Origin of the sequence: Simplicispira psychrophila DSM 11588, assembly GCF_000688255.1 — a bacterium.
GTDB lineage: Bacteria > Pseudomonadota > Gammaproteobacteria > Burkholderiales > Burkholderiaceae_C > Simplicispira > Simplicispira psychrophila.
The window spans coordinates 43,110-63,750 of record NZ_JHYS01000009.1 but is presented as its reverse complement, the minus strand read 5'-3'; the positions used below and the strand labels follow the sequence as shown (position 1 = coordinate 63,750).

Below are 20,641 nucleotides of genomic sequence, written 5' to 3'. Positions count from 1 at the left end.
TATGCATCCTGAACAAATTGCCCCCCTGCCGACTGCGGCGCCCCTGGTCATCGGCGCGCGCCGCGTCGCTGTCGCCACTTTGCTGGCGCTGATTGCGCTGTGTCTGGCCTGGGAGCTATTTTTGGCGCCGCTGCGCCCCGGCGGCTCGTGGCTGGCGCTCAAAGCGCTACCGCTGTGCATTCCGCTGGCCGGCTTCCTGAAAAACCGCATGTACACCTACCGATGGGTCAGTTTGATGATTTGGCTGTACTTCACTGAAGGCGTAGTGCGCGCCTGGAGCGACCGCGCCCCCAGCAACTGGCTGGCGCTGCTGGAAGCGGTGCTGTGCGTAGTGCTGTTTACCGCCTGCACGGTGCACATTCGCCAGCGTCTGCGCAGCCAAAAATTGCCCGCCTGATAAAGCCACATCCCATGCCACATTCGATTGAACTGATTGAACAACTGCGCCGCATCGTCGGCGCTGCCCACGTACTCACCGAGGGCGACCTGAGCGCCTACGAGCAAGACTGGCGCCGCCGCCGCATCGGCAAAGCACTCGCCGTGGTGCGCCCAGCGACCACCGCAGAAGTGGCAGCCGTCGTCAAAGCCTGCGCAAAAGCCAATGCGCCTATCGTGCCGCAAGGCGGCAACACCAGCTTGTCGGTCGGCTCGACCCCCGACGGCTCTGGCCGCGAAGTGGTGCTTAATTTAGGCCGCATGAACGCTGTGCGCGCCATCGACAAAGACAACCTGACGCTGACGGTCGAGGCCGGCTGCATTCTGCAAAACGTCCAAACCACCGCTGACAAAGCCGGGCTGCTGTTTCCGCTGTCGCTGGCCGCCGAGGGCAGTTGCACCATTGGCGGCAACTTGGCCAGCAACGCCGGCGGTACGCAAGTGGTGCGCTACGGCAACGCGCGCGAGCTGTGCTTGGGGCTGGAAGTGGTCACGCCCCAAGGCGAGATTTGGGACGGCCTGCGCGGTCTGCGCAAAGACAACACCGGCTACGACCTGCGCAACCTGCTGATTGGCAGCGAAGGCACGCTGGGCATCATCACCGCCGCCACGCTGAAGCTGTTTCCGCAACCCGCCGCGCGCCTGACCGCGTGGGCGGCGGTGCCGTCGATGGAGCAAGCGGTGGCGCTGCTCGGGCTGGCGCACCAGCACTTGGGCGCGGGGCTGACCGGGTTTGAGGTGATGGGCCAATTTGCGCTGCAACTGGTCAACAAACACATGCCACAACTGCGCGTGCCGTTCATCGACCAAGCCGACGTGCCGTATGGCGTGCTGCTGGAAAACTCCGACAGCGAATCCGAAGACCACGCCCGCGCCCGCTTTGAAGCGCTGCTAGAAACCGCCTTTGAAGCCGGTTGCGTGACCGATGCCGTCGTCGCCGAGAACCTGACCCAAGCCCACAACCTGTGGCATATCCGCGAAAGCATTCCGCTGGCGCAGGCCGAAGAGGGGCTGAATATCAAACACGATATTTCGGTGCCGATTTCGCGCATTCCGGCCTTTGTGGTGTACGCGCAGGCGTTGCTGGAGAGCGAAGTGCCCGGCGTGCGTTTGGTCAATTTTGGCCATTTGGGTGATGGCAATCTGCACTTCAACGTGCAAGCGCCCGAGGGCGGCGACGCCAAAGCCTTTTTGCGCGATCAAGAGGAACACGTCAACGCTGTGGTTTACCGCGCGGTGGCCGATTTTGGCGGCTCGTTCTCGGCCGAGCATGGCGTCGGCGCGCTCAAGGTGGCAACGCTGGAACAGTACCAATCGCCGGTGGCTTTGTCGCTGATGCGTGCCATCAAAAACGCCATCGACCCACAGCAGCTGATGAATCCGGGGCGCATCCTTGAAAATCAAGATTGATAGCTATAAGCGCATGATCCATAAGGTCTAGACGCCTAAAACATACACAATATGAGCCTGATACAAGCCCTTCCCCCCGGCCCGCTCGATATCGTCGGCGACATCCATGGCGAATACGAGGCACTGGAGCAACTGCTGGCCCACCTGGGTTACGGTCTGCAGGGCGAGCACGCGCAGGGACGCACGCTGGTGTTTGTTGGCGACTTTTGCGATCGCGGCCCCAACAGCCCGGCCGTGCTGGCGCGCATCGCCCAACTGGTGCGCGCCGGCCGCGCCGTGGCGGTGCTGGGCAACCACGAAATCAACCTGCTGCGCGGCGATGCCAAAGACGGTGCCGGCTGGTACTTTGATGAGCGCATTGCCAGCGACCAGCCCAAATACGCGCCCTTTGCCCGTCCTAGCGCCGCCGAACGGGCAGCGATTGTCGAATTTCTGCGTCCGTTGCCCGTGGCGCTGGAACGCACTGATTTGCGCATCGTCCACGCCGCCTGGCTGGACGCCCCTATCGCTGCTGCACGGTCCCTGCCACTGGGCAGCACCCGGGACGAATACGACCACTGGGAAACCATGGTGCGCCAGCAAGCACGTGCCGGCACGCTGGCGCAGCGCATGGCCAGCGAGCGCCAAGGCTGGCCGCACAGCTTGGAAGACCCCACCCATATCCCGCCTTTTTTACCGGCACATGGGGAAAACGAACTGCTCAAGGCCATGCTGAACCCGCTCAAGGTACTGACCTCGGGTGTCGAACGCTTGGGCAGCCAGCCATTTTTTGCTGGCGGCAAATGGCGCTTTGTCGAGCGCATGGCCTGGTGGAACAGCTACCGCGACACCATTCCAGTGGTGTTTGGCCACTACTGGCGCCGCCCGTTTGTACCCGATCCGCACACCACCACTGCCGAAGAAGCCGGCCTGTTTGGCCACACACCACCATTTGCCTGGCACGGCCAGCGCAACAACGTGTTTTGCATCGACTATTCGGTCGGTGCCCGCTGGGCTGCACGCAAGGCCGGCCAACCGGTCGGCACGCGCTACAAACTGGCGGCACTGCGCTGGCCCGAGCGCACGCTGGTGTTTGACGATGGCAGCGCCGTAGCTACCAGCGCATTTGACATGCCCGACAGCGACACCGGCATGGCCCACGCAGCAGCCCACACCAGCGCATGAAGCGCCCTGTTTTCCTGCAACACCCATGACCACCTCCGTCTCCGCCCCCCCTGCCCGTCCCGTCCCCACCCAATACGAAGACCTGATGCGCCATGTGTTCACGCACGGCGTGGACAAGGGCGACCGCACCGGCACCGGCACCAAAAGCGTGTTTGGCTACCAGATGCGCTTTGATCTGCGCGAAGGTTTTCCGCTGGTCACTACCAAAAAGGTGCATCTGCGCAGCATCATCCAAGAACTGCTGTGGTTCCTCACCGGTTCCAGCAGCAACCACTGGCTGACCGAGCGCGGCGTGACCATCTGGAACGAATGGGCGCGCGCCGATGGCGATTTGGGGCCAGTGTATGGCGTGCAGTGGCGCAGCTGGCCAACGCCGGACGGCGGCCACATCGACCAGATCAGCCAGGTGATGGAGACGCTGAAAACCAACCCCGACTCGCGCCGCATTATCGTCAGCAGCTGGAACGTCGCCGACCTAGACAAGATGGCGTTGATGCCGTGCCACGCCTTCTTTCAGTTCTACGTCGCACCGCCGACTGCGCCGGGCGGCAAAGGCAAGTTGAGCTGCCAGCTGTACCAGCGCAGCGCCGACATCTTTTTGGGCGTGCCGTTCAACATTGCGTCCTACGCGCTACTGACGCACATGGTGGCGCAGCAGTGCGACCTGGAGGTCGGCGACTTCATCTGGACCGGCGGCGACTGCCACCTCTACAACAACCACTTTGAGCAGGTCGAAACGCAGCTGGCGCGCGCGCCCTATGCGTATCCCACGCTCCATATCAAGCGCCGGCCCGACAGCCTCTTCGACTACCAGTACGAGGACTTTGAGGTGCTCGGCTACCAACACCACCCGGCCATCAAAGCGCCGGTGGCGGTATAAAACGCTCTTTATTTCATAGCTGCTAGCGCACGTATCTATTGGGCTAGAAGCATTTTTTTCTATAAATCTTGTGGAAATCGCTCTTATCTACGCCCGCGCCGCCAACGGCACCATTGGCAAAGACGGCGCCATGCCGTGGCACCTGCCGGAAGACCTGGCGCACTTCAAGCAACTCACCAGCGGCTGTCCGGTCGTCATGGGGCGCAAAACTTGGGACTCGCTGCCGGTGCGCTTTCGGCCGCTGCCGGGTCGGCGCAACATCGTCATCACGCGCCAGCCAGATTGGCATCAAAACGGCGTGCAGCGCGCAGCCAGCCTGCGCCAGGCGCTAGAAATGTGTGAGCACGACACAACGGTGTGGGTGATGGGTGGCGCACAAATCTACGCCCAGGCGCTGCCGCTGGCCGCGCGCGTCGAAGTGACCGAGATTGCGCAGGACTTTGACGGCGACGCTTTCGCCCCCGTGCTTGGCCCGGAATGGCTGCCAGCCGCACGCGAAGACCTTGTGAGTGCCAGCGGCCTGCCATTCAGCTTCGTGCGCTACCTGCGCCAGCGCTGAGCGGGCACCACCCCACACACCTCTATAAAAAAACCCCGCCGGATGGGGACACCATCGAGGCGGGGTTCAAGAGCGGTTGCGACGCTCAGAATGTGTTCACGTTCTTAGAACAACATGTTCGGCAAGAACAGCGTGATGGCTGGCACGTAGGTGATGATGATCAGGAACACCAGTAGCACTAATGTCCAAGGCAAGGCCGCGCGCGCCACGCCCATGATCGACATGCCGGTGATGCCCGAGGTCACAAACAGATTCAGCCCAATCGGCGGCGTCACCATGCCAATCTCCAGGTTCACCACCATGATGATGCCCAGGTGTACCGGGTCGATACCCAGTTGCGTAGCGATCGGGAACAGGATCGGCGCCATGATCAAGATGATGCCGGTAGGCTCCATGAACATGCCGGCAATCAGCAGCAAGATATTCACCACCACCAGGAACTGCCACGCTGGCATGCCCCAGCCGACGATGACTTCAGCAATTTGCTGCGGAATGCGCTCAGTGGTCAGCACGTGGGCAAACAACAGCGCGTTGGCGACGATGAACATCAGCATTACGGTGACCTTGCCGGCCTCCAGCATGACGTGCGGCACCTGCTTCATGCCAATGTCGCGGTAAACGAACACGGCAATAAAAAAGGCGTACACGGCAGCCACGGCAGCCGCTTCGGTCGGCGTGAAGATACCGCCGTAGATACCGCCCAGAATGATGACGATCAGCAGCAAGCCCCACAGCGAATCACGCGCCGATTCCAGCACTTCGCCCATGGACGCACGCGGATTGCGTGGCAAGTCCAGCATCCGGGCGCGCACGTAAATGGCGACCATCAGCATCAGGCCGAGCATGATGCCGGGAATGACACCGGCCATGAACAGCTTGCCCACCGAGGTTTCGGTGGCCGCGCCATACACCACCATGACGATGGACGGCGGAATCAGGATGCCCAGCGTGCCGGCATTGCAGATCACGCCGGCGGCAAACGCCTGCGGATAACCGGCGCGTACCATGCCGGCAATCACGATGGCGCCGACGGCCACCACGGTGGCTGGCGACGAACCCGACACTGCCGCAAACAACATGCACGCCAGCACCGAGGCCATCGCCAAACCGCCGCGCAAATGGCCAATGCAGGCATTGGCAAAGCGGATCATGCGCCGCGCCACGCCGCCGGTGGTCATGAACGAGCCGCCCAGAATGAAGAACGGAATCGCCAGCAGCGTGTAGTGCTCGGAGGTGTCGTAGAGCTTGAGCGTCAGCGAAGCCAGCGAGTCCTGGGCAAAGAACAGGATCGTCAGGATGGAAGACAGACCCAGCGCAATCGCCACTGGCATCCCTATCACCATGAAGACGAACAGCAGAATGAAAAGAGCAGCGATGGTCATTTGGATGCTCCTTCGGGCAATACGTCCTCTTTGAGTTTCAGTGCATCTTCGGCTTCGTCCCCCAGCAGGCGGGCGTCTTGGCCGGTGGCTAGGCGCCACAGCACTTGCATGAAGCGCAACGCCAGCAGCAAAAAGCCCACGGGCAGGATGATCCGAGGGATCCACGACTGGATCGGGATGTCCTGCATTTCAATGCCGATGGTGTACATTTTTTCGACGTACTGAAAGCTGCCATACGCCACGATCAGGGCATACGCCAAGCACAGCAGCGTGGCCATGCTGGCCACCACCCGGGCTGACTTGCGACCCAGCATCCGGATCATCGCATCCACACCAATATGGGCGCCGACCCGCACGCCATACGCCATACCGATGAAGATCAGCCAGGCAAACATGACGCCTGTAGCCTCCAGCACCCAGCCAAAGCTGTAATTGAAAACATAGCGGGAGAGCACCTGCATGAAGGTCAGCAAGGTCATTGCGGCCATCAGGAAGGTGATCATCCACTCCTCAAAATAATTTAACCAGCGCATGATGAATAAAGGGTCTGCTAGCAGACCCTTCCTGTGTGATTAGAGGTTGGACTTCTGGGCTGCCTGGATCAGATCTCGCCCGATAGGGCCTTCAAATTTTTGCAGCACCGGATCCAGCGCCTTGCGCCATGCGGCCACGTCGTCCTTGGTGAGGGTCTGAATTTTGGCCTTGCCGGCATCAACAATCTTTTGGCGATCTTCCTTGCTGAAGTCTCCCGCCAGCTTGTTGGCGTAGACCGTGGCTTCGGCCATGGCTTCGCTCAGGCCGGTGCGGATATCGGCCGGCAAGCCATCCCACCACTTGGCATTGGTGACAACCATGTAATCCAACACACCATGGTTGGTTTCACCAATGGTCTTTTGTACCTCGTAGTATTTTTGCGAGTAGGTGTTGGACCAGGTGTTTTCCTGGCCGTCCACCACACCGGTTTGCAGCGCTTGGTAGACCTCAGAAAAAGCCATCTTTTGCGGGCTGGCGCCCAGGGCACGGAACTGCGCTTCGAGGACATCAGACGCCTGGATGCGGAATTTCAGGCCCTTGACGTCTTCCGGACGTGTGAGCTTGTCGCGGTTGCTGGACATCTGCTTCATGCCGTTGTGCCAGTAGGCCAGGCCACGGAAACCGCGGCCAATCTCGAACAGCGACTTGCCTGCGGCGCTGGACTGGAAGCGGTCCACGGCAGCCATGTCGTCAAACAGGAAGGGCAGGTCAAACAGCTGGATTTTCTTGTTGTAGCGGTCAAACTTGGACAGCGACGGCGCAATGATGTGCACATCCCCCAGCAGCAGCGCTTCCAGTTCCTTGGCATCGCCAAACAGCTGCGAACTGGGGAAGACCTGCACTTGTACACGGCCGGGGAATTTCTTCTCGACCAATTCCTTGAAGCGCAGCGCACCCTGGCCTTTGGGTGTTTTTTCAGCGACGACGTGGCTGAATTTGATGACGATCGGTGCCTGGGCCGAGGCCACCATAGGAAAGGCCAGTGCGCCGGCGACGGTGGCACCGGTGGCCAGGATCTGGCGACGGGAGGGGTTGATTGATTTCATGAGAAAGTCTCCTTTTTTTGACTTGAAATGACTGCTGGCGGCCAGGGTTGACCGCTGCATCCTGGATAAATGCCGACCCGGGTAAGGTCAACAGCACAGCACTGAAGACATGCAACCGCACGAACAGCTGCAATGGCGCTATCAGTATGTTTGGGATGATGGAGTTTAGCTGTGCCACAAGCCATTGGAAAAACCCTTTGTGGTGTGCAATTTTCAGCAGGTAGCGCGTGCCAGCGCGCGCTGTAGCAACCGCATGAGCGCATTCACGCTGCACCCATCGAGACAAAAAAGCACCGCACCCAGTGGGTGCGGCGCGATAGCCGTCTCTCAGACGGCGCTGGCGGTCCAGCCTAGCGCATACGTTTTTAAGCCGGTGCGCCGACGATGACGCTGGAGGCCTTGAAAATCGCCGTGGCCGCAGCACCTTCGGTCAGCGCCAGCGAGTTGCTGCTCTCATTGGTAATGATGGCCGCCACCGAACCGCCACCAAGCAGATCGATCACCACCTCGGTATTCACAGCGCCCCGTACCAAACGCGACACCTTGCCCGTCAACCGGTTGCGGGCCGAAAACTTGGCGCCTTCGGCATCGGTGACGATGACAATGGACGAAGCCTTGACCAGTGCAAACGCTTGCGCGCCGACTTCCAGACCCAAACCTTCGGCACTTTCGTGCGTGACGATGGCTACGACTTTGTGGCCGCCAGCGGCCTCGATTTCAATCTCGTCGTTCACCGATCCGCGCTGAACGCGGCTAACTTGCCCGGCAAAGTGGTTGCGTGCGCTGGTCTTCATGCTCATCCTTCGTAACAGTAAAAAATCATCGGCGATGCCTTCGGCTTCGGTACTCAACTGCGCGACAAAGCGGCGGTGCTCGCGCTCAATCAGCCGGAAATTTTCGACCAACTGTGCACCCCGGCGTGTCAGCACGGTACCGCCGCCGCCCTTGCCACCAGTCACCCGCTCCACCAGTGGCTCGCCGGCCAAGTTGTTCATGGTGTCGATCGCGTCCCACGCGGCCTTGTAGCTCATCTTCATGGCCTTGGCGGCATGGGTAATGGAGCCGCGCTCGGCGACCTGTGCCAACAGCTCGACGCGGCCGGGGCCGCCCAGGTTCTCGCCGCCCACCGTCATCCAGACGGTGCCGCCGAGTTCAATACGTTTGTCGTGAGTGGGCATGTTTTTTTGGAAAAATATCGCTCAGGGAAAGGCAGTGCAGGTCAGCGTACCAGAAGGTTTTGCCATTTCACCGCGTTGTTCTTCTCGCCAAAATGTGGGTCATAACAATTAAAAAACATAGCTATCAGCGCTTTCTGCATATGGGTTAAAAGCTTATTTCATCTCTAATATAAAAATCTGGTGTGCCCTCTGGTGACTCGATGCTTCCCGCATGCATCTGCAGCACCTGTTCACCAAACACCGCCACGTCTTGTGGGTCGTGGGTGATCAGCACCATCGGCACCTGTAAACGCCGCTGCAGCGCATCGAGTTCGGCGCGCAGCTCCACGCGCAGGCCGGGGTCGAGCGCGGCGAAAGGCTCGTCCAGCAGCAGCGCACGCGGTTGGGCTACCAGCGCGCGTGCCAAAGCGGTGCGCTGGCGCTGGCCGCCTGAGAGCTCGTGCGGCGCTTGGTGCGCCACTTCGCCCAGATGGAAAGCATCCATCCAGTAATCGACCGCCTCGCTGGCGTGGTGATGGCGCGGATTGAACCAGCCGCGTGCCAGCCCAAAGGCGATGTTCTGGCGCACGCTCAGGTGTGGAAACAGCGCGTAGTCTTGGAACAAATAGGCGACGTTGCGCGCCTGTGGCGGCAGGTTGACGCCTTGTTGCGTATCCAACAAGGTCTGGCCATCGAGGCGCACATGGCCGCTGTCGGGCCGCATCAAGCCCGCAATCGCCTTAAGCAACTGGCTTTTGCCCGCGCCCGACGGCCCGACCACCACCACGCGCTGGCCTTCGGCGCTGAAGCGCGCATTGAGCTGAAACACCCGCTGGCCGGAGCGCAGGGTTTTGCGGATGTCGATGTCGAGCTGCATGGTTGTCAGAGCCTGTTCTGTTCAGGAGCGGTGGGCAATGCGCCCCGGAGCCAAACGCCCTGCCCCGAGCAAGACGACGATGCACACCAGCGAGGTGATCAGCACCAGCGTATTGGCAATCTCATCCTGCCCCGCCTGCACCGCTTCATAGACGGCAATCGACAGCGTTTGCGTCTTGCCCGGAATGCTGCCGGCGACCATCAGCGTCGCGCCAAACTCGCCCAGCGCGCGGGCAAAAGCCAGCAGCACGCCCGCCAAAATACCGCGCCACGCCAGCGGCAGGGTGATACGCAAGAAGATGCCGATCTCAGAAATCCCCAGCACGCGCCCAGCTTCTTCGACTTGGCTGTCAATCGCCTCAAACGCCGCGCGCGCCGGCTTGAACACCAGTGGAAACGCCACGATGGTGGCGGCAATCACCGCACCTTTGAGGGTAAAAATCAGGTTAATGCCAAAGCTGCTTTGCAGCCATTGGCCAATCCAGCCCTTGCGCCCCAGCAGCACCAGCAGGTAGTAGCCCAGCACCGTGGGCGGCATCACCATCGGCAGCGTCAGCAAGGTGTCGATCAGGTCGCGCCCGACAAAGCGTGTGCGCGCCAGCAGGTAGCCCACGCCAATGCCCAGCACCAGATTCAGCGCCGTCGCCCAGCCGGCCACTTGCAGTGACAAACTCAGCGCTGACCAGGCTACGTCCATGCTTTACACCGCCTTGAAGCTGCTGCGTGCCTTGGCTAATCAGGGCTTGGCAAAGCCGTATTTGCCCAGGATGTCCTGCGCTGCCGGCGTGGCCAAGTAGTTGATGAACGACGTAGCATCGGCTGCATTGCTGGCAGTCGCTGTCTTGGCGATGGGGTAGAGGATGGCGGTTGCTAGCGGCACCTCAAACGCCACCTTGACCTTGTCCTTCATGATGGCGGCGTCGGTGGCATAAACAAAGCCGGCATCGACCTCGCCGCGCGCCACGTAGTCCAGCGACTGGCGCACATTCTGTGTGCTGATGGCTTTGGCTTGCATCTGCGGCCATAGCTTGGCGGCTTCGAGTGCGGTTTGCGCATAACGGCCGACCGGTACGCTGGCTGGGTGGGCAATCGCCACGCGTGCGAAACCGGTTTGGGTCAGCTCGTTCAGGCGGGCGGGCACCAGCTTGGCGTCGGTCGGCACGATCAGCACCAGTTTGTTGCGCACAAAGTCCTTGCGGTCAGCCACGTGCACCAAGCCTGCTTTTTGCGCCTTGTCCATGGTTTCTTGGTCGGCCGAGGCAAACACATCCACCGGCGCACCCTTGGCCATCTGCTGCAGCAAAGCGCCCGAAGCGCCAAAGTTGAGCAGCACCTTGGTGCCGGGGTACTGCGCCTGGTAGCTTTGGGCAATGTCTTTAAACGCATTGGTCAAACTGGCAGCGGCAGACACCGTCAATTCCCCCGCCCCTGCACCACCCACCACAGCCGAAAAAACAAGAACGGCACATGCATTTTTTACAGGACGGTAGGACATAAGAGTGAACTTTCGCAACAATAAGTGGACCGAAGTATACGGTTGGTTATAACGCTTACAGAGGACGAAAGTCAGTTTCCTGGTGCACGCTGCAAGACGCTGGCCGCAGCGCCGCTGGCGCGGCTACCATCACCTCCTGCTGCGCGCTGGCGCTTTTCCTTTCCTGTTGTCCTGAGTTCAAATGCCCATGCAAATCGCCACCTGGAACATCAACTCCCTCACCGTGCGCCTGCCCCAGGTGCTGAACTGGCTGGCCGCCCACCCGGTTGATGTGCTGGGCCTGCAGGAGCTGAAGCTGACCGACGACAAATTTCCCGTGGCCGCCCTGCGCACCGCAGGCTATGAAGCGGCCTTCTTGGGTCAAAAAACCTACAACGGCGTGGCCCTGCTCAGCCGCCATCCCCTGCGCGACGTGGTACGCAACCTCCCTGGTTTGGAAGATGAACAGGCGCGTGTGATTGCGGCTACCGTGGACACGCCGCAGGGCGCGCTGCGGGTCATCAATGGCTACTTTGTCAACGGCCAGGCCCCCGGCACGGACAAGTTTGCCTACAAGCTGCGCTGGCTGGAAGCACTGCACACGCAGGTGCAGGCAGAGTTGGCAGCGCACCCGCGCCTAGTGCTGGTAGGCGACTTCAACGTGACACCAGAAGACCGCGACTCCTTCGATCCGGATGGCCTGCGCGGCACCATCCACCACACCGTAGAAGAGCGCCAGCATTTTCAGGCACTGCTGGCACTGGGGCTGAGCGATGCTTATCGCCTGTTCGAGCAGCCGGAAAAAAGTTACTCTTGGTGGGATTACCGCATGTTGGGTTTTCAGAAAAACCGGGGCTTGCGCATTGACCACATTCTGGTCAGCGACGCGCTGCGCAGCAGCGTCACGGCCTGCCACATTGATCGGGCACCACGCAAAAACCCTCAGCCCAGCGACCACACTCCGGTAGTGGTGACGCTGGGCTGAGGGCGGGGTTCACGTACCGCGTGCTAGATGTCGGTACGTACTACTATTTTTATAGCTTATAGCGCTTTATGGTAAAGGGCCAGGGGTCTATTTGATTGAAAATAGGCGCCTCCTCCTTTACACACCGCCGCGGTACTGGTTACGCAAAGTTTTGACCTCGTCGTGGTGGCGCTGCGCTTCCTGCGCTTGGCGCTGCACCAGCACCCGCACGCTGGCAGGCAGGGGTTTTTCCAGGGCGTGGCGGTAGCGTGCCACCATGGCATCTTCGCCGCGCTCGCACTCTTCCAGCACCGCCTGGTCATCATTGCTACTCAAGGCCGCCTTGATGGCCACCCAGCCGCGGTGCAGGGCGCCGGCCACTGTGCCGCCTTCGGCCGGCTCAGCGCCGTAGCTGCGTACCACATGCTCCAGTTCGGCCGCTGACACAGCGCAATCGGTGGCACGCCGGCTTAGCAGACTCTGCAGATCGCCGGTGGCGGCATGTTCGGCAGAAGCGCGAAAGCCCTGCTCGCCATCGCGGCACGACTCCAGCAAATTGTTCAGCACATCGACCACATCTTCGTTGCCCAGCGCTTCGCCGGCCAGCGGCAGCGTGGTGGTGCCAGCTGCATAGTCATCTGCGGTGGTGCCATAAGCGCGCTCCCAGGAGGCACGCACCGGTGCACGCGCTTGGTCCCAGTCCAGCGACGACACACCACGCTCGTGGTCCCAGCGCTCGCGCAATTGTGGCTCGACCGCATCAAAAGAGTTATCGCTGGTGCTCCCCACCGGCGACCAACCCAGTGCGTAGGCGGGACGGTAATCCTGGTCGTAGCTACGGCCTGGCTCGTAATAGGTTTCGCGCGTGTGTGCTTCGCGCCAGTAGGCGTCTTCTGCGGTGGGGTTGACTACTTCTGCCGTCGCCTTGCCGGCCAAGCCACCGGCTACTGCGCCGACCACGCCACCGACCACCATGCCCACCGGGCCACCCAGGGCGCCCGCGACAGCACCGGCACCAGCGCCCCCCGCAGCCCCTAAACCAGTGCCGACAGGGTGTGCGCCTGGGGCGCCGGTCAGAGGATCCAGATTGGAATTATTCAGGTCAGACATGAAAAAGGCTCCAAGAGTTGAACTATGTTTCATTGTCTGGCCCGGTCCTTTTGGCCCGGGTGCGCCCCTCCCGCATGACCACGTAGGACAACAACGCACACACCACGCAGCTCTGGCCACGCTCCGCCGGCAGCCGTACCGCAGGCACTGGCAACGGCCAAATCACTATATTTTTAATAGCTTAAAGCGCTTACCCATAAACGCTTATAGGCCTTTTTTATCATTATCTTTGTCACCCAGGCCCAGCTCCTGGATCTTGCGCGTGATGGTGTTGCGCCCCAGACCCAGGCGCTGTGCGGCCTCCATGCGCCGGCCCTGCGTGGCGCGCAGGGCGCTGGTGATCAGCTGTGCTTCAAAGCGGTGCGTGAGCAGTTCCCAAACCTGCGGCTGTCCGGCCGCCAGCAGCGTCTGCACCTGCTCCGCCAGCGCCGCTTCCCAACTGCCTGCCGGCGGTACCGCAGCGCCCTCCCACAGATCGGCCACACCAGCGGCATTCCCAACCACCGTGGGCAACCCGGGCTGCGTCGGTGCACTGCCCGGCAGGATGCGGCCTGCGGCTTCTATCGCGACGGTCTGGTTGTCTGGCAGGCAGGCCGGGGACACTGGGGGCGCTGCGTCCGTGGCGGCCAGCACCTCGGGCGGCAGGTCTTGCAGTGACACCACCAGCGCCGGTGCCATCACCGTGAGCCAGTGACAGATATTTTCCAACTGGCGCACATTGCCCGGAAAGCCAAACTGCGCCAGCCGGGCCAGGGCAGCATCGGACATGCGCTTGGGCTCAACGCCCAACTGGCGCGCGCTGTGCTGCAAAAAATGGCGTGTCAGCATGGGCACGTCTTCGCAGCGATCGCGCAGTGCCGGCAGGCGCAAGCGGATCACGTTGAGGCGGTGAAACAGGTCTTCACGGAACGTGCCCTCATGCACCCGCTGCTCCAGATTCTGGTGCGTCGCGGCCACCACGCGCACATGCGATGGCACGCTGCTGTGGCCGCCGACACGGTAGAAGTGCCCATCCGACAGTACGCGCAGCAAGCGCGTCTGCAGGTCCAGCGGCATGTCGCCGATTTCATCGAGAAACAAGGTGCCGCCCTCAGCTTGCTCAAAGCGGCCGCGCCGCTGGGTCTGGGCTCCAGTGAAGGCGCCGCGCTCGTGGCCAAACAGCTCGGACTCAAGCAGGTCTTTGGGAATAGCTGCGGTATTGATGGCGACAAAAGGTCCGCCGGCCACCGGCGAGTGTCGGTGCAGCGCACGCGCTACCAGCTCTTTGCCAGTGCCTGATTCACCGGTGATGAGCACCGTCACTTGGCTGGCACTCAGGCGCCCGATGGCACGGAATACGTCCTGCATGGCGGGCGCCTGGCCAAGCATTTCTGCGCTGGCGGCGGGACTGTCCTGCGCTACGTCCTCCCGCTCGCTCTCTTGCATGGCACGGCGGATCAGGGCCACGGCCTTGTGCACGTCAAACGGCTTGGGCAGGTATTCAAAGGCGCCGCGCTGAAAGGCCGAAACGGCGCTGTCCAGGTCTGAGTAGGCCGTCATGATGATCACCGGCAGGCCCGGCTGCAGAGCATGGACCTGCTCCAGTAACTCCAGCCCCGAACTGCCAGGCATGCGAATATCGCTTACCAGCACCTGCGGCCCGGACGCGGCGCTCTGCGTGCCCTCTGCGCTACCCGCGCCGAGACTGGCCAGCGCCGCCAGCACCTCCTGCGGGTGGCTGAAACTGCGCGTTGGCAGCTGCTCGCGCGCCAGTGCCTTCTCCAGCACAAAGCGAATCGAAGGATCGTCATCTACCAGCCAGATCGGCTTCATACAGAGTTCTCGCAGGTATGCAGGGTGTGAAAGCGCCATTCATCGGCGCGCCAGCGGCCCGGGATCGTCTCAAGGCAGCGGAATCAGCAGCCGAAAATCGGTGCAGCCGGGCACGCTGTCGCATTCGAGGATGCCGTCATGGCGCTGCACAAAGGTTTGCGCCAGCGCCAACCCCAGCCCCGAACCGCCATCGCGCCCGGATACCAGCGGATAAAAAATGCGCTCGCGCAAAGCCTCGGGTACGCCCGGACCGTTGTCTATCACATGCAATTGCAGTGCCAACTTGTGGCGCTCGCGTCCGATAGTGATCTGGCGCGCCACCCGCGTGCGCAGCGTGATGCACGCGGGCTCGCCGCGAGCCATCTTTGCCACCAGTGCCTGGGCGGCGTTTTGCACGATATTGAGCACTGCCTGCAACAGTTGGGCGCGGTCGCCGCGAAACTCGGGGATCGAGATGTCGTAGTCCTGCACCACCCTCAAGCCCTGCGGGTACTCCAATAAAACCAGGGTGCGTGCGCGCTCGCACACTTCGTGGATGTTCACATCACCGACTTGGTGCGGATGGCGGTGCGGCTCCAGCAGCCGATCGACCAGACTTTGCAGGCGATCGGCCTCGTGAACGATCACCTGGGTGTATTCAGTCAATGCCGGGTTGGTCAGCTCCAGCTCCAGCAGTTGTGCGGCACCACGCAGGCCACCGAGTGGATTCTTGATTTCATGCGCCAGATTGCGGATCAGCTCTTTGTGCGCCTGGGCTTGTTCGCGCAGGCGTTCTTCGCGCTCCTGGCGGGCCTGCTGCTCCAGCGGCCACAGCTCTACCAGCACTTCTTGCGCCAGCTCGGTGGCGGCAACGCTGACATGTACCAGCATCGGCTCTTGGTGCGGGCGTCGCAGGCTAGCCTCAAACCGCAGCGCCGCAAAATCGTGCTGGCGCGTCGCTTGCAGCGCCGTCTGTAGCAACTGTGGGTCAGAAAAAAACGGAGCAAAGTCCATGCCCTGCAGCGTGCGCCGCGATAAACCCAAGGTATTTTCCAGCGCCGCATTGGCAAACTGCAGCGTGCCGTCGCTGTGCACTACCGCCACCAGCAAGGAGAGAAAATCCAGCGCTTGGAAGCGGCCCGGACCGGCGGCTGCAGTGTTCACGGGAAGGTAAGGCATTAACGGGAACCGACGCGGCCGAGTTCACGCCGGATGCTCTCAATGTCGCTGGCGGTGCGGCCCATGTTGGCCTTGATCTCGGCGGTGCGCTCGCTGTAGTGCTGGGGATTGCGCAGATCCAGCGCATTGCGCTCGGGAGCACCGTTGTTGTATTCCTTGTTCAGTTCAGCCAAGCGGCTTTCTGCTTTGCGCAGTTCGGCCTCGAAAATGGCGCGTGCGTCCGAGTCACGTGCGCGCTGGGCGTTGCTATCGACCCGTGGTGCATTGGCTGGTGAGCTGGCGGATGACGCACTGCTGCCCTGGCCGGCAGAGGAGGAGGAAGACGAAGAGGACGCAGTAGCGGCAGGACGCGAACTTTGCAACACTGTGACGTTGCCACCTTCGACCAGTTTGCAGCCGCGCTCCTTGGCTTGGCTGACGTTGTTGGTGTATTCGTTGCCGCAACGATAGATGCGGTCTTGCGCCCAGGCCGCCGGAGCGCACCAAGCCCCCAGCAACAGGGTGGACACCAGGGTAAAGAGCGTTTTTTTCATGAAATTTCCTCGCACAGGGCCAGCAGCAGGCAGGGGCAGAGTATCCCCCAAACCTCGGCCGCGCCCCTGGCTTGCAGGGGACGGCGAAGGCGCCGATAGTGCATAAGAGGACGTTGGCACTCGACAGGTTCCTGGCGTGCAGACAACAAAAAAGGCGGTGTGCCACCGCCTTTTTTATCTGGTTCGGCCCCTAACGGCCGTCACCGGGTGCGCCTTACAGCGAGTAGTACATTTCGTATTCCACCGGATGCACCGCCGTACGAAAGCGCGTGACTTCGCCCATCTTCAGCTCAATGTAGGCATCGAGCATACTGTCCGAGAACACGCCGCCCTTGGTCAGGAAAGCGCGGTCGGCATCCAGTGCGTCCAGCGCCTGATCCAGGCTGTGGCAGACGGTCGGCACCAACTTGTCTTCTTCGGGCGGCAAGTGGTACAGATCCTTGGTGGCAGCTTCGCCGGGGTGGATCTTGTTTTCTACCCCGTCTAGGCCGGCCATCAAGAGCGCAGCAAAACCCAGGTACGGGTTCATCAGTGGATCGGGGAAGCGCGCTTCGACGCGGCGGCCCTTGGGGTTGGACACGTACGGGATACGGATCGAGGCCGAGCGATTCTTGGCCGAATAGGCCAGCTTCACTGGCGCTTCAAAGTGCGGCACCAAGCGTTTGTAGCTGTTGGTGCCGGGGTTGGTGATGGCGTTGAGCGCGCGGGCGTGCTTAATGATGCCGCCGATGTAATACAGCGCGTAGTCCGACAGACCGGCATAGCCGTCGCCGGCAAACAGGTTCTTGCCATCTTTCCAGACCGACTGGTGCACGTGCATACCCGAGCCGTTGTCGCCGGCGTAGGGCTTGGGCATGAAGGTGGCGGTTTTGCCATAGGCGTTGGCGACGTTGTGGATGACGTACTTTTGCAGCATCGTCCAGTCGGCGCGCTGCACTAGGGTGCTGAAACGCGTGCCGATTTCATTCTGGCCAGCGCCAGCGACTTCGTGGTGGAACACTTCCACCGGAATGCCCAGCGACTCCAGAATCAGCGACATCTCGGCGCGCAGGTTGTGCGTGCTGTCTACCGGAGGCAACGGAAAGTAGCCGCCTTTGACGGTGGGGCGGTGGCCTCGGTTGCCGCCTTCCAGCTCGCGGCCCGAATTCCAGGGGGCTTCGTATTCTTCGATCTCGTACATCACCTTGCCAGGCTCGTTGCTCCAGCGCACGCCGTCAAAGATGAAAAATTCTGGCTCAGGCCCAAAGAAGGCCGTATCGCCCAGGCCGGAAGCCTTGAGGTAAGCCTCAGCACGTCGGGCGATGGAGCGCGGATCGCGGTCGTAGGCCTTGCCGTCGCTGGGTTCGATCACGTCGCAGCTCAAGATCAGCGTCGGCTCTTCAAAGAACGGATCAATGTTGGCCGTATTGGGGTCGGGAATCAGCTGCATGTCCGACGCCTCAATGCCCTTCCAACCGGCAATCGACGAGCCATCAAAGGCGTGGCCGGACGAAAATTTTTCTTCGTCGAAATGCGACACCGGCACCGTGGTGTGGTGCTGCTTGCCAAGGGTGTCGGTGAAGCGGAAGTCAACGAATTTGATTTCGTTGTCTTGCACCATCTTCATCACGTCTGCAACGGTCTGGGCCATCAATCTCTCCTGAAAAACACGGGTTGAAAATACAGATATCGGGTAATTAGCAGATTACATGCCAAGCATATTTTGGCCGCTGGGGCTTCGGCTGGCGGCGATGGCGACCTGCAATAGCCTTCTTGCACCAAAATAGTGCAATCCGACCTCACACATTACGCACCAATTCAGGGCCACACTGCGCACCAGATTGGTGCAGACCAGCACGCAAGGCGGCCCAGGCGGCCGGAACGGCAGCAGATGGGCCTTTCACGCCCAGTTCGATGTGGCGGCCATGCACTGGATGGTCCACGCTGGGCAGGCTGAAGACACGCACCGGAACGTGGTCACGTTCGATGCGCTCCATCAGCGGCGTCAGGCTGGCTTCCATGGCACCGAACACCAGCACCGAATGCTCGGTTTGCGGCGCTTGGTGAAACAGGTGCGCGCACTGTTGCTCTAGTACCCACTCGATCATCGGCCAGGCCATCACCGGAAAGCCAGGCACGAAATGCACCGCGCCACCGCCACTGCCGCTGCAACTGAAGCCGGCGATCTTGTTATAGCTATTGGGAATGATGCGTGCGCCGGCCGGAAACACGCCCATGTTCAGGCGCTGCAGATTGTCCGGGGTATCGGGGTCACAGGCCTCACCGCGCTCTTGTGCCATCTCTTGCATACGCTCGCGGATCAGCGCCTGCGCCTGCGGGTGCGCCTGCAGCGGCACGCCCAGCGCGCGCGCGGCGCTCTGGCGCGTCTGGTCGTCGGGCGTGGCGCCAATGCCGCCAGTACAAAACACCGTATCGCCCGAGGCAAAGGCCCGCTCCAAGGTGTGGGTGATGCGCTCAGGCACATCGCCGACATAGTCGGCATAGGCCAGCGCCAGACCGCGCGCAGCCAGCAACTCAATCACTTTGGGCAGGTGTTTGTCGCTGCGTTTACCGGACAGGATTTCATCGCCAACGACGATAAGGCCAAAGCGGAAGGTCATGGTGTGGTTACGGCAAGAAGAGAGGAAGAAGACGCCGGCAAAACCAGCGTGTCAGAGGACGTCATCGCAGCTGGATGGTCGGCTGCAGCTTCTTCGGCGCGCAGGCGCTCCAGCGCGGCCAGGCAAAAGTGGGCAAACCACAGCGACGAAAAAGCAAAGACGAAGGTGTAGATCCAGATAGCCAGCGGAATGAGGATAAAAAACCCTGCGACAAATACCACCCCCGAGGCCCACACCAGTGCCGGTGCGGCGCCCAGGTAGCCGCTACAGACCCCTATCAGCAGCAGCCCCATGCGGTGGCGCTGCAGCAGCGTTTTACGTTCACTGGGGCTAGCGTGCTCGGCCAGGGCATCAAAGGCCATGACACGGTAGGTCAGCCAACCCCAAATAAGCGGCGGCAACAATAGCACCAACGGCGGCACCAGCCACAGCGGCATGGACAGCAGCAGCGCCAATACGGCCAACAGGGTTGAGCCCAACGTCCAAAGAACGCTGGCCGCAAAAGAGCCTCCTTTTTTGCGTTCCAGGGTGGCAAAGCGGCGCTCGGCTACCAGCGCCACCAGCGCCGGCGTCATCAAAACGGCCACCAGCAGCAGCGCGACCAGCACCACCAGTGGCGTGATTGCCACCACTACCAGAAGCGGCGCCACCCAGGCTGTCGCGTCAGCCAGCCCCAGGCCCGGCAACCAGCTCCACAGCGTGCCCCACCAGCCAGGCGCCAGCAGCCACACATGCACTTGGGTGACGGCCATCTCCCAATAGAAATAGCCAAAAACCAGCGCCATGAGCGCCATCAGCAGCAGCGGCAGGACAGACAACACCACCACACGCGGTCGCATGCAGTACGCGATCGCCCGCCAAAAAGAATCAAGCAACAGTGCCATAGGAGGGTAAGCATACCTTTTGTGTGCCCCCGATGCGAGACATCAAAAACAATAGCTATCAGCGCTTAATACATAAGCGCTAAAGGCTATTTTTATCTCTTTTTTGACAAAAAATGTAGCCATACGCTACCGCCCGCAAGCCAGCGAATGCACCTGTACCGCACTGGCCGGTAAGGCACGTGCGGCAATGAACACGACCATCACGGCAACAGCTGAAGAAGTGGCTGCCCCACACCCTCAACCCTATGAAATCGTCCGCTTCAATGCACTCAAGCACAGCATCCTGAGCCGCTACACCGTGCTCAGCCAGGAGAACAACCATGCTGGCTACGCAAGCCTGGTCAATTCGCTGATGGACGAACACCTGCCCACCGGTGCCACCAACAAGAAAAAGAAGCCCGCCACCACGATGCCATCGTGAACCAAACCATTGGCGAAGGACTTCAAGCCTACAAGCTGGAAAAGCTGTCCCGCTACGAAACCCACCTAGACCGCAAGTTTGAGGGCACTTTGGCCATGTTGATCAAGCTGAAAGACCTCAGAAACAACCGCACAGCGTAAAAGTATGCGTCGTTTTCGACACTACGAAAAACACCAAAAACCCAGCACCCATGCGGTCCACAGAAAGATTCGTTGGTTTACAGATCACAACATCAGTACAAC

22 protein-coding genes are annotated in these 20,641 nt (G+C 61.1%); 8 read left to right on the top strand and 14 right to left on the bottom strand.

Annotated elements, in window-relative coordinates:
• Nucleotide 1 precedes the first annotated feature (1 nt).
• The 5 genes from Q390_RS0110790 (at nucleotide 2) to Q390_RS0110770 (ending at nucleotide 4,448) form a co-directional block, all read left to right on the top strand.
• Nucleotides 2-397 (top strand): DUF2069 domain-containing protein, encoded by a 396-nt coding sequence (locus Q390_RS0110790; protein WP_027996068.1) that lies wholly within the window; start codon nucleotides 2-4, stop codon nucleotides 395-397.
• Between the two features lie 14 nt (nucleotides 398-411).
• Entirely contained in the window at nucleotides 412-1,845 is a 1,434-nt protein-coding gene (locus Q390_RS0110785) for an FAD-binding oxidoreductase (protein WP_037472756.1), read from the top strand.
• Nucleotides 1,846-1,896: 51 nt separating this feature from the next.
• Nucleotides 1,897-3,009 carry a metallophosphoesterase gene (locus tag Q390_RS18225; RefSeq protein ID WP_051603181.1) on the top strand — a complete coding sequence of 371 codons (1,113 nt, stop codon included), beginning with the start codon at nucleotides 1,897-1,899 and terminating at the stop codon, nucleotides 3,007-3,009.
• 25 nt (nucleotides 3,010-3,034) lie between these two features.
• Nucleotides 3,035-3,889, top strand: a complete 855-nt coding sequence (locus tag Q390_RS0110775) for a thymidylate synthase (protein WP_027996066.1) — start codon at nucleotides 3,035-3,037, stop codon at nucleotides 3,887-3,889.
• Nucleotides 3,890-3,959: 70 nt separating this feature from the next.
• Entirely contained in the window at nucleotides 3,960-4,448 is a 489-nt protein-coding gene (locus tag Q390_RS0110770) for a dihydrofolate reductase (protein WP_027996065.1), read from the top strand.
• Between the two features lie 104 nt (nucleotides 4,449-4,552).
• Here Q390_RS0110770 and Q390_RS0110765 read toward each other — a convergent pair whose 3' ends face one another.
• From Q390_RS0110765 to modA, 7 genes are all read right to left on the bottom strand, one after another.
• The gene (locus Q390_RS0110765) at nucleotides 4,553-5,830 is read right to left on the bottom strand and encodes a TRAP transporter large permease (protein WP_027996064.1); all 1,278 of its coding nucleotides are present in this window, start codon (nucleotides 5,828-5,830) and stop codon (nucleotides 4,553-4,555) included.
• Nucleotides 5,827-6,363: a TRAP transporter small permease gene (locus Q390_RS18220; protein WP_037472753.1), complete on the bottom strand. Its 537-nt coding sequence runs from the start codon at nucleotides 6,361-6,363 to the stop codon at nucleotides 5,827-5,829. The genes Q390_RS0110765 and Q390_RS18220 overlap by 4 nt, the downstream gene beginning before the upstream one ends.
• Nucleotides 6,364-6,402: 39 nt before the next feature.
• The gene (locus tag Q390_RS0110755) at nucleotides 6,403-7,410 is read right to left on the bottom strand and encodes a TRAP transporter substrate-binding protein (RefSeq protein WP_027996063.1); all 1,008 of its coding nucleotides are present in this window, start codon (nucleotides 7,408-7,410) and stop codon (nucleotides 6,403-6,405) included.
• A gap of 365 nt (nucleotides 7,411-7,775) precedes the next feature.
• Nucleotides 7,776-8,588: a TOBE domain-containing protein gene (locus Q390_RS0110750; RefSeq protein WP_027996062.1), complete on the bottom strand. Its 813-nt coding sequence runs from the start codon at nucleotides 8,586-8,588 to the stop codon at nucleotides 7,776-7,778.
• Between the two features lie 145 nt (nucleotides 8,589-8,733).
• Entirely contained in the window at nucleotides 8,734-9,444 is a 711-nt protein-coding gene (locus tag Q390_RS18215) for an ABC transporter ATP-binding protein (RefSeq protein WP_037472752.1), read from the bottom strand.
• Nucleotides 9,445-9,465: 21 nt separating this feature from the next.
• Nucleotides 9,466-10,140: a molybdate ABC transporter permease subunit gene (gene modB, locus Q390_RS0110735; RefSeq protein WP_027996061.1), complete on the bottom strand. Its 675-nt coding sequence runs from the start codon at nucleotides 10,138-10,140 to the stop codon at nucleotides 9,466-9,468.
• A gap of 39 nt (nucleotides 10,141-10,179) precedes the next feature.
• The gene (gene modA / locus Q390_RS0110730) at nucleotides 10,180-10,938 is read right to left on the bottom strand and encodes a molybdate ABC transporter substrate-binding protein (protein WP_027996060.1); all 759 of its coding nucleotides are present in this window, start codon (nucleotides 10,936-10,938) and stop codon (nucleotides 10,180-10,182) included.
• A 187-nt stretch (nucleotides 10,939-11,125) separates the two neighbouring features.
• Here modA and Q390_RS0110725 point away from each other — a divergent pair, with 187 nt between their 5' ends.
• Nucleotides 11,126-11,902, top strand: a complete 777-nt coding sequence (locus Q390_RS0110725; protein WP_027996059.1) for an exodeoxyribonuclease III — start codon at nucleotides 11,126-11,128, stop codon at nucleotides 11,900-11,902.
• A 117-nt stretch (nucleotides 11,903-12,019) separates the two neighbouring features.
• Here the strand turns inward: Q390_RS0110725 and Q390_RS0110720 are convergent, their stop codons facing one another.
• From Q390_RS0110720 to Q390_RS0110690, 7 genes are all read right to left on the bottom strand, one after another.
• A complete protein-coding gene (locus Q390_RS0110720) occupies nucleotides 12,020-12,991 on the bottom strand; it encodes a ferritin-like domain-containing protein (protein WP_027996058.1) in 972 nt (323 codons plus the stop codon).
• Between the two features lie 204 nt (nucleotides 12,992-13,195).
• Nucleotides 13,196-14,803, bottom strand: a complete 1,608-nt coding sequence (gene ntrC / locus Q390_RS0110715; protein ID WP_027996057.1) for a nitrogen regulation protein NR(I) — start codon at nucleotides 14,801-14,803, stop codon at nucleotides 13,196-13,198.
• A 69-nt stretch (nucleotides 14,804-14,872) separates the two neighbouring features.
• The gene (gene glnL, locus Q390_RS0110710; RefSeq protein ID WP_051603180.1) at nucleotides 14,873-15,961 is read right to left on the bottom strand and encodes a nitrogen regulation protein NR(II); all 1,089 of its coding nucleotides are present in this window, start codon (nucleotides 15,959-15,961) and stop codon (nucleotides 14,873-14,875) included.
• Nucleotides 15,961-16,494, bottom strand: a complete 534-nt coding sequence (locus Q390_RS0110705) for a hypothetical protein (protein WP_027996055.1) — start codon at nucleotides 16,492-16,494, stop codon at nucleotides 15,961-15,963. The genes glnL and Q390_RS0110705 overlap by 1 nt, the downstream gene beginning before the upstream one ends.
• A gap of 214 nt (nucleotides 16,495-16,708) precedes the next feature.
• Nucleotides 16,709-18,124, bottom strand: a complete 1,416-nt coding sequence (glnA, locus tag Q390_RS0110700) for a type I glutamate--ammonia ligase (RefSeq protein ID WP_027996054.1) — start codon at nucleotides 18,122-18,124, stop codon at nucleotides 16,709-16,711.
• A 148-nt stretch (nucleotides 18,125-18,272) separates the two neighbouring features.
• On the bottom strand, nucleotides 18,273-19,094 hold the full coding sequence (locus Q390_RS0110695; protein WP_027996053.1) for a competence/damage-inducible protein A: 822 nt from the start codon (nucleotides 19,092-19,094) through the stop codon (nucleotides 18,273-18,275).
• Nucleotides 19,091-19,978: an EI24 domain-containing protein gene (locus Q390_RS0110690; RefSeq protein WP_027996052.1), complete on the bottom strand. Its 888-nt coding sequence runs from the start codon at nucleotides 19,976-19,978 to the stop codon at nucleotides 19,091-19,093. Before Q390_RS0110690 ends, Q390_RS0110695 begins: the two co-directional genes overlap by 4 nt.
• A gap of 187 nt (nucleotides 19,979-20,165) precedes the next feature.
• Between Q390_RS0110690 and Q390_RS0110685 the strand changes: the two genes are divergently transcribed.
• Entirely contained in the window at nucleotides 20,166-20,399 is a 234-nt protein-coding gene (locus Q390_RS0110685; protein ID WP_156949886.1) for a hypothetical protein, read from the top strand.
• Nucleotides 20,396-20,539: a hypothetical protein gene (locus tag Q390_RS19940; RefSeq protein ID WP_156949885.1), complete on the top strand. Its 144-nt coding sequence runs from the start codon at nucleotides 20,396-20,398 to the stop codon at nucleotides 20,537-20,539. The genes Q390_RS0110685 and Q390_RS19940 overlap by 4 nt, the downstream gene beginning before the upstream one ends.
• Nucleotides 20,540-20,641 lie beyond the last annotated feature (102 nt).

Bases quoted from the DNA above. Each gene is read 5' to 3' on its own strand.
- Q390_RS0110790 (WP_027996068.1), top strand. From the start codon at position 2: ATGCATCCTGAACAAATTGCCCCCCTGCCGACTGCGGCGCCCCTGGTC.
- Q390_RS0110785 (WP_037472756.1), top strand. From the start codon at position 412: ATGCCACATTCGATTGAACTGATTGAACAACTGCGCCGCATCGTCGGC.
- Q390_RS18225 (WP_051603181.1), top strand. From the start codon at position 1,897: ATGAGCCTGATACAAGCCCTTCCCCCCGGCCCGCTCGATATCGTCGGC.
- Q390_RS0110775 (WP_027996066.1), top strand. From the start codon at position 3,035: ATGACCACCTCCGTCTCCGCCCCCCCTGCCCGTCCCGTCCCCACCCAA.
- Q390_RS0110765 (WP_027996064.1), bottom strand. From the start codon at position 5,830: ATGACCATCGCTGCTCTTTTCATTCTGCTGTTCGTCTTCATGGTGATA.
- Q390_RS18220 (WP_037472753.1), bottom strand. From the start codon at position 6,363: ATGCGCTGGTTAAATTATTTTGAGGAGTGGATGATCACCTTCCTGATG.
- Q390_RS0110755 (WP_027996063.1), bottom strand. From the start codon at position 7,410: ATGAAATCAATCAACCCCTCCCGTCGCCAGATCCTGGCCACCGGTGCC.
- Q390_RS0110750 (WP_027996062.1), bottom strand. From the start codon at position 8,588: ATGCCCACTCACGACAAACGTATTGAACTCGGCGGCACCGTCTGGATG.
- Q390_RS18215 (WP_037472752.1), bottom strand. From the start codon at position 9,444: ATGCAGCTCGACATCGACATCCGCAAAACCCTGCGCTCCGGCCAGCGG.
- modB (WP_027996061.1), bottom strand. From the start codon at position 10,140: ATGGACGTAGCCTGGTCAGCGCTGAGTTTGTCACTGCAAGTGGCCGGC.
- modA (WP_027996060.1), bottom strand. From the start codon at position 10,938: ATGTCCTACCGTCCTGTAAAAAATGCATGTGCCGTTCTTGTTTTTTCG.
- Q390_RS0110725 (WP_027996059.1), top strand. From the start codon at position 11,126: ATGCAAATCGCCACCTGGAACATCAACTCCCTCACCGTGCGCCTGCCC.
- Q390_RS0110720 (WP_027996058.1), bottom strand. From the start codon at position 12,991: ATGTCTGACCTGAATAATTCCAATCTGGATCCTCTGACCGGCGCCCCA.
- ntrC (WP_027996057.1), bottom strand. From the start codon at position 14,803: ATGAAGCCGATCTGGCTGGTAGATGACGATCCTTCGATTCGCTTTGTG.
- glnL (WP_051603180.1), bottom strand. From the start codon at position 15,961: ATGCCTTACCTTCCCGTGAACACTGCAGCCGCCGGTCCGGGCCGCTTC.
- Q390_RS0110705 (WP_027996055.1), bottom strand. From the start codon at position 16,494: ATGAAAAAAACGCTCTTTACCCTGGTGTCCACCCTGTTGCTGGGGGCT.
- glnA (WP_027996054.1), bottom strand. From the start codon at position 18,124: ATGGCCCAGACCGTTGCAGACGTGATGAAGATGGTGCAAGACAACGAA.
- Q390_RS0110695 (WP_027996053.1), bottom strand. From the start codon at position 19,094: ATGACCTTCCGCTTTGGCCTTATCGTCGTTGGCGATGAAATCCTGTCC.
- Q390_RS0110690 (WP_027996052.1), bottom strand. From the start codon at position 19,978: ATGGCACTGTTGCTTGATTCTTTTTGGCGGGCGATCGCGTACTGCATG.
- Q390_RS0110685 (WP_156949886.1), top strand. From the start codon at position 20,166: ATGAACACGACCATCACGGCAACAGCTGAAGAAGTGGCTGCCCCACAC.